Source organism: Burkholderia sp. HMSC10F09 (assembly GCF_001806955.1).
GTDB lineage: Bacteria > Pseudomonadota > Gammaproteobacteria > Burkholderiales > Burkholderiaceae > Burkholderia > Burkholderia multivorans.
In genome coordinates this window covers 1-7,850 of record NZ_KV786599.1, presented here as the reverse complement: position 1 = coordinate 7,850, position 7,850 = coordinate 1, and the positions used below count along the sequence as shown (strand labels likewise).

5 protein-coding genes and 1 pseudogene are annotated in these 7,850 nt (G+C 68.4%); all 6 read left to right on the top strand.

The window, feature by feature from the left end; all coding sequences use genetic code 11:
* A pseudogene (locus HMPREF3115_RS31880) lies at window positions 1-306 on the top strand (FAD-binding oxidoreductase); the annotation flags it as partial.
* Between the two features lie 2 nt (window positions 307-308).
* Window positions 309-1,718 (top strand): NAD(P)/FAD-dependent oxidoreductase, encoded by a 1,410-nt coding sequence (locus HMPREF3115_RS06830; RefSeq protein WP_006399767.1) that lies wholly within the window; start codon window positions 309-311, stop codon window positions 1,716-1,718.
* Between the two features lie 191 nt (window positions 1,719-1,909).
* Window positions 1,910-3,331 (top strand): amino acid permease, encoded by a 1,422-nt coding sequence (locus tag HMPREF3115_RS06825; RefSeq protein ID WP_006403866.1) that lies wholly within the window; start codon window positions 1,910-1,912, stop codon window positions 3,329-3,331.
* 208 nt (window positions 3,332-3,539) lie between these two features.
* On the top strand, window positions 3,540-6,476 hold the full coding sequence (locus tag HMPREF3115_RS06820; RefSeq protein ID WP_070553853.1) for a molybdopterin oxidoreductase family protein: 2,937 nt from the start codon (window positions 3,540-3,542) through the stop codon (window positions 6,474-6,476).
* Window positions 6,477-6,492: 16 nt separating this feature from the next.
* On the top strand, window positions 6,493-7,236 hold the full coding sequence (locus tag HMPREF3115_RS06815; protein ID WP_006410978.1) for a 4Fe-4S dicluster domain-containing protein: 744 nt from the start codon (window positions 6,493-6,495) through the stop codon (window positions 7,234-7,236).
* A gap of 66 nt (window positions 7,237-7,302) precedes the next feature.
* The coding region (locus tag HMPREF3115_RS06810) for a dimethyl sulfoxide reductase anchor subunit family protein (protein WP_176748741.1) at window positions 7,303-7,850 on the top strand (548 nt) is incomplete at its 3' end.

Here is a 7,850-nt window from a genome sequence, read left to right as displayed (position 1 = left end):
TGCGCCGGAAGCGGCCGCGTCGCGCGCCGCGCTTGCCGCGCCGGCACGGGCCGCGCGCTGGTCCAAGCGAATCCGCCCGACTGGCCCTACCTGCGAAAAAACGGCCTGCCTACACTTTCCTCGACAGATCGCCGCATTGAAGCATCTGCGCTGGATCGACCCGAAGAGAACGATCAGGAGACAGGCATGACCAACAGGCAGTCGGCAGCATGCGCCCGTGCGGCGGATGCGCGCCCCGCAACCGTCAGTCGAATCGCCGCCGGCGCGCCGTGCGGCGTCGCGGCCGCCACCGTGTCGGAGGACTGACCATGTCGACCATCGAACGCACCGCGAGCGGCTTTGCGGCCGGACGCCAGCACGATACGCGCTACGATCCGACCTACGATCCGCTCGTGTCGCCCGGCCCCGGCTGCGGCAAGCAGTACGCGCCGACCTACTGGGTCGCCACGGCCGGCAGCCCGCCGCCCGACGACGGCCCCGTCACGCGCGACATGGACGTCGACGTCGCGATCATCGGCGCGGGCTACACGGGCCTCGCGACCGCGCTGTGCCTCGCCCGCGACCACGGCATCAAGGCGGTCGTGCTCGAAGCGAACCGCACGAGCTGGGGCTGCAGCAGCCGCAACGGCGGGCAGGGGCAGAACGCATCGGGCCGCCTGTCTCGCTCGCAATGGATCGAGCGCTGGGGCAAGGACGTCGCGCTGAAGATGCACGACGAGATCCTCGAAGGCTTCGAGCACTTCAAGTCGCTGGTCGCCGAAATCGACTGCGATCCGCAGCCCGGCGGCCACTTCCTCATCGCGCACCGTCCGCGCATCATGGCGAAGCTCGCGGCCGAGGCGAAGGTGTGGAAGGACGTGTTCGGCTATCCGTCCGAACTGCTGAGCGCGGAGACGTTCCGCCGCGAATTCCTCAACGATCACGAAGCGGCCGGCGCGCTGCACGAACCCGAAGGGATCGGCATTCATGCGCTGAAGCTGGCGTTCGGCTATCTGCGCCTCGCGCGCGAAGCGGGCGCGAAGGTCTATACGAGCAGCCCCGTGCTCGGCTTCGAGACGATCGGCGGCGTGCATCATCTGCGTACGCCGGGCGGTGTCGTGCGCGCGCGCGCGGTCGGCATCGCGACCGGCGCGTATACGGCGCAGACGCTCCATCCGTCGCTGCGCAGCAAGGTGATGCCGATCCTGTCCAATTCGATGGTCACGCGTCCGCTGACGGACGCGGAGATCGAAGCGTGCAACTTCCGCACGACGCAGGTGCTGACCGACACGCGCACGCTGCGCTTCTACTACCGTTTTCTGCCCGATCGCCGGCTGCAGATCGGCAGCCGCAGCGCGATCACCGGCAGCGATGCGCCGAATCCGCGTCACCTCGATCTGCTCAAGGAAGGCATGGCGCGCAAGTTTCCCGCGTTGCGCGGCGTGCAGATCGACTACTCGTGGTGGGGCTGGGTCGACGTGAGTCACGACATGATGCCGCGCGTCTGCCAGCCCGATCCGCATCAGTCGGTGTTCTACGCGCTCGGCTACGGCGGCAACGGCGTGTCGTACTCGCAGCAGGCCGGCCGGCGGCTCGCCGAGCGGATCGCCGGCAAGGGCGAGCGCCAGACGCTGCCGATCTTCACGTCGCCGCTGCCCGGTCATCCGTTCGCGCCGTTCCGGCGCATCGGGCAACGCATGCTCTACGTCTCGTACTTCAGGCGCGACGAGAAGCCCTGAGCGCGAGCGCGCGCGGTGCACCGCGGACACCGCGGGCCCGCTCGACCGAATAACCCTCGACCGAATAACAACAGCAAGACCGATCCGTGCGGCCGGGGTCGCAGGACCTCGCTCGCCCGTCGACGGCGGCGGTCGCGCGATGCATCCCGCATCGCGCGACTGGCTCCGGACAACCAGGATATGGAGAAGACATGCAACCCTCGAATCAGAGTGACCTGAAATGTGGCCTCAAGCAGCGCCACATGACGATGATCGCGCTTGGCGGCGTGATCGGTGCCGGGCTGTTCGTCGGCAGCGGCGTGGTGATTCAGCAGACCGGGCCGGCAGCGATCCTGTCGTTCCTGATCACGGGCGGGCTCGTGGTGCTCGTGATGCGCATGCTCGGCGAGATGGCCTGCGCGATGCCGGCCGTCGGTTCGTTCTATGAATATGCGCGGCTCGCGTTCGGCACCTGGCGCGGGCCGGGCAGGATGGCGGGTTTCCTGACCGGCTGGATGTACTGGTATTTCTGGGTGATCGTGGTCGCGCTCGAAGCCGTCGCGGGCGCGAAGCTGATCCAGTTCTGGCTACCCGACGTGCCCGCATGGATCATCAGTCTCGCGCTGCTGGTCGTGCTGACGCTGACGAACCTGATCTCGGTCGGCAGCTACGGCGAATTCGAGTTCTGGTTCTCGTCGATCAAGGTCGGCGCCATCATCGTGTTCCTGTTCCTCGGCGGCCTCTACGTGCTCGGTCTGTGGCCGTCGTCGATGCATACCACGGCGGTGCTGCCGACGCTGCTCGGTCACGGCGGGTTCATGCCGCTCGGCATCGGACCGGTGATGAGCGGGGCCGTCGCGGCGACCGGCTTCTACTTCGGCGCCGAGATCGTCACGATCGCGGCGGCCGAGGCGCGCGAGCCTGCCAAGGCCGTTGCGAAGGCAACCAACTCGGTGATCACGCGCGTGCTGGTGTTCTACGTCGGCTCGGTCGCGCTCGTCGTCGCGCTGGTGCCGTGGAATTCGCCGCAGATGTCGACGCCGTACGTCAGTGCGCTCGAAGTGATGGGGCTGCCGGCCGCGGCGAACGTGATGAACGCGATCGTGCTGACGGCCGTGCTGTCCGCGCTGAACTCGGGCCTGTACGCGGCGTCGCGGATGCTGTTCGCGCTGACGCGCCACGGCGACGCGCCGGCCGCGCTCGCGAAGGTCAGCAAGCGCGGCGTGCCGGTGCGCGCGATCCTGCTCGGCACGGTGTTCGGCTACGTGTCGGTCGTGATGTCCTACGTGTCGCCCGATACCGTGTTCGCGTTCCTCGTCAACTCGTACGGCACCGTCGCAATCTTCGTCTACGTGCTGATCGCGTTCTCGCAGCTGCGCCTGCGCAAGCGCCTCGATGCGGCCGCCGCCGCGAAGCTGCGCGTGAAGATGTGGGCGTATCCGTACCTGACGTGGGTCGCGATTGCCGGGATGATCAGCATCCTCGTCGCGATGGCCTTCATTCCCGATCAGCGCAAGCCGCTGTGGCTGGGCGTCGCGAGCCTCGCGGTGCTGCTCGTCGCCTATGCGCTCACGCGCCGCGGCCGCCGCGAGCATCTCGATGAAAGCGACCTGATCGCGTATCCGCCGCGCTAAGGCACGGCCGTACGCAGCGCCGAAGGCCCGGCGTTCCCGCCGGGCCTTTGCATGGGTGCGGCGCGTATCGATGCGCAAACAACTATCGCGCCGGCCGATAGCTTCGATCGGAGGATGCGACTTTTTGCGGGCGGCGCCCGCGCCTACGATAGACGGACCGATACACGCGTGCCCGCCGGGCACCGCGATCCGCGAACGAGGACAGACGATGGAGCAGCGTGCGCGCGCCCGCGACGAGCGGGCCGAAATCCGGACGACGACGTGCTACATGTGCGCATGCCGCTGCGGCATCCGCGTGCATCTGCGCGACGGCGAAGTCCGCTACATCGACGGCAACCCCGCGCATCCGCTGAACCAGGGCGTGATCTGCGCGAAGGGCTCGTCGGGGATCATGAAGCAGTATTCGCCCGCGCGACTCACGCAGCCGCTGATGCGCAAGCCGGGTGCGGAGCGTGGCGAGGCGCAGTTCGAGCCGGTGTCGTGGGAGGTCGCGTTCGACGTGCTCGCAAAGCGCCTCGCGCATCTGCGCGCGACCGATCCGAAGCGTTTCGCGCTGTTTACCGGCCGCGACCAGATGCAGGCGCTTACCGGGCTGTTCGCGAAGCAGTTCGGCACGCCGAACTACGCGGCGCACGGCGGTTTCTGTTCGGCGAACATGGCGGCCGGGATGATCTACACGATCGGCGGCTCGTTCTGGGAATTCGGCGGCCCCGATCTCGATCGCGCGAAGCTGTTCTTCATGATCGGCACCGCGGAAGATCATCATTCGAACCCGCTGAAGATCGCGCTCGCAGAATTCAAGCGCGCAGGCGGCCGCTTCATCGCGATCAATCCGGTGCGCACCGGTTATGCGGCGATCGCCGACGAATGGATCCCGATCCGGCCCGGCACCGACGGTGCGCTGTTCATGGCGCTCATGCACGAGCTGATCGCGCACGACGCGTTCGACACGGAATTCGTCGCGCGCTTCACGAATGCCGGTGAACTCGTCGACCTGCGCGAGGACGCGGACACGTTCGGCCTGTTCGTGCGCGATCCCGCTGCGCCGGAAGTCAATCCGCTGTATCCGCAGAACCGCATGTGGTGGGACGTCAACACGCAGCGCGCGGTGCTGCATCACACGGAAGGCGCGGTGCCCGCGCTCGAGGGCCGCTACGCGCTCGACGACGGCACGCCCGTCGCGCCGTCGTTCACGCTGCTGCGCGAGCAGGTCGCGCACTGCACGCCCGAATGGGCGGCCGACATCACGGGCATCGCGGCCGACACGATCCGCCGCCTCGCGCGCGAGATGGAGACCGTCGCGCGCGAACACACGATCGAGCTGCCGGTGCGCTGGACCGATTCCTGGGGCAAGCAGCACGAGACGGTGAAGGGCGTGCCGATCGCGTTTCATGCGATGCGCGGGCTCGCCGCGCATTCGAACGGCTTCCAGACGATCCGCGCGCTCGCGGTGCTGATGTCGCTGCTCGGCACGATCGACCGGCCGGGCGGCTTCCGGCACAAGGCGCCGTATCCGCGCGCGGTGCCGCCGTCGGCGAAACCGCCGAACGATCCGGATCAGGTGCGGCCCGACACGCCGCTCGCGACCGGCCCGCTCGGCTGGCCGGCCGGGCCCGAAGACCTGTTCGTGCATCCGGACGGTTCGCCCGCGCGGCTCGACAAGGCGTTCTCGTGGGAATACCCGCTCGCGGTGCACGGGCTCATGCATTCGGTCATCACGAACGCGTGGCGCGGCGACCCGTATCCGATCGACACGCTGCTGATCTTCATGGCCAACATGGCATGGAATTCGTCGATGAACACGACGGAAGTGCGCAAGATGCTGGTCGACAAGCGCGACGACGGCGAGTACCGGATTCCGTTTCTCGTCGTCTGCGACGCGTTCGCGTCCGAGATGACGGCGTTCGCCGACCTGATCCTGCCCGATACGACCTATCTCGAGCGGCACGACGTGATGTCGGTGCTCGATCGTCCGATCTCCGAATTCGACGGCCCGGTCGACTCGGTGCGCGTGCCGGTCGTGCCGCCGGCCGGCGAATGCAAGCCGTTCCAGGAAGTGCTGATCGAACTCGCGAGCCGGCTGAAGTTTCCGGCGTTCACGACGCCCGACGGCCGGCGCAAGTTCCGCGACTATCCGGACTTCGTCGTCAACTTCCAGACGGCGCCCGACTCGGGCACCGGCTTCCTGATCGGCTGGCGCGGACGCAACGGCGAGAAGGCCGTCGTCGGCGAGCCGAACCCCGACCAGTGGCAGCGCTACGCGGAGAACAACTGCGTCTATCACTACCGGCTGCCGGAGTCGCTGCAATACATGCGCAACTGCAACGGGCCGTACATGGAATGGGCCGTCGACAACGGCATGCGCAAGTTCGGCGTACCGATCGTGATCCAGCTCTACTCCGATGTGATGCAGAAATTCCGGCTCGCCGCGCAGGGCCGCACGTCGGGGCGCCAGCCGCCCGACGCGCTGCGCGAGCGCATCGCGCGCTATTTCGATCCGCTGCCGTTCTGGTATCCGTCGCTCGAGCGCGGCCTGACCGACACGCAGCGCTATCCGCTCGCGGCGATCACGCAGCGGCCGATGGCGATGTATCACTCGTGGGACTCGCAGAATGCGTGGCTGCGGCAGATTCACGGCGAGAACCATCTGTTCGTGAATCCTGCGACCGCCGCCGCGCAGCAGATCGACGACGGCGCGTGGATCTACGTCGAATCGCCGTGGGGCAAGGTGCGCTGCCGCGCGCGCTACAGCGAGGCCGTCGAGCCCGGCACCGTGTGGACCTGGAACGCGATCGGCAAGGCGTCCGGCGCCTGGAACCTCGGGCCCGCTGCCGGCGAATCGCAGCGCGGCTTCCTGCTGAATCACCTGATCACCGACGAACTGCCGGACGCCGCGCGCGACGGCGCGCGCATCTCGAACTCCGATCCGGTGACGGGGCAGGCCGGCTGGTACGACGTGCAGGTGCGCATCTATCCGGCCGAGGCCGATGCGCGGACGACGCTGCCGCAGTTCGCGCCGATGCCGGCGCTGCCCGGCTCGACGCGCGTGCTGCAGCGCGTGCAGGCGTATTTCGCGGGCACCGGCGCATTTGCCGTGCGGCTGCGGCGTGCCGCGTCGTCGGGCCCGGAGTCGGACGATCGCTAAACGAAGGAGCGCAATCATGACCCAGATGGCTCTCGTCATCGACCTGAACGTGTGCGTCGGCTGCCATGCCTGCGTGACGAGCTGCAAGGAGTGGAACACGTCGGGCGAAGCCGGCAGTCTCGCCGACGTGCGCCCGTACGACGACGATCCGTCGGGTACGTTCTTCAACCGCGTACAGACGTACGAGGCCGGCGTGTTCCCGATGACCGACACGATCCACTTCCCGAAGTCGTGCCTGCATTGCGAGGATCCGCCCTGCGTGCCCGTGTGTCCGACCGGCGCGAGCTACAAGCGCAAGTCGGACGGGATCGTGCTCGTCGACTACGACAAGTGCATCGGCTGCAAGTATTGCGCGTGGGCGTGTCCGTACGGCGCGCGCGAGCTCGACGAAGCGCGCAAGGAAATGACGAAGTGCACGCTGTGCGCGGACCGCATCGACAACGCCGCGCTGCCCGAACGCGATCGCAAGCCGGCCTGCGTGCTCGCGTGCCCGACCTCCGCGCGGCTGTTCGGCGACGTGCACGATCCCGAGTCGGACGTGTCGCGCGCGATTCGCGAGCGCGGCGGCTATACGCTGATGCCGGAGTGGGACACGCGTCCGTCGAACCACTATCTGCCGCGCGTCACGACGCAGCCGTCGTGCGGCTGCGGCAGCGGCGGGGGATGCGGCAGCGCATCGAGCGCGGGCGACGACGACTCGTTCGAGGCGCGCGCCGCGCGCGGCGACATCGATCTCGTCGCGCTCGCCGCGTCGCGCTGAGCGCGCGGTAGCGCAAGCACGCGGTCTTCATACGCTTACTTCACTGCATTGACGGAGCCGACCATCATGCGTCCAGCCTTTTCGGTCGTTTTTCTCACCACGCTGTGCGGCGCGGCGCAGGGCCTGCTGCTCACGCTCGTCGCGGTCGAGGCGCTCGCGCGCGCGACGGGCGCCGACGTCGGCAACGCGTTCTACGTGACGGGCGCCGCGCTGTCGGTCGCGCTTGGCGCGCTCGGCCTGTTCGCGTCGTTCTTCCATCTCGGCCATCCGGAGCGCGCCTGGCGCGCGATCGCGATGTGGCGCACGTCGTGGCTGTCGCGCGAATGCATCGCGCTGCCGGTGTTTCTCGCGTGCGCGTTCGCCTACGGCGCCGCGCATGCGCTCGGCTGGCGCGGCACGCTGCCGATCGGCGCGGCGGCCGCGCTCGCGAGCGTCGCGCTGTTCGTCTGCACCGCGATGATCTACGCGTGCCTGCGCTTCCTGCAGGAGTGGGCGAGCCCGCTGACGCTCGTGAACTTCGTGCTGCTCGGCTGCGCGTCCGGCTGCACGCTCGCGACCGCGTGCGCCGCATGGCTCGCGCCGTCGCTCGTCGCCGCGCTGGCGCCGGCCGCCTG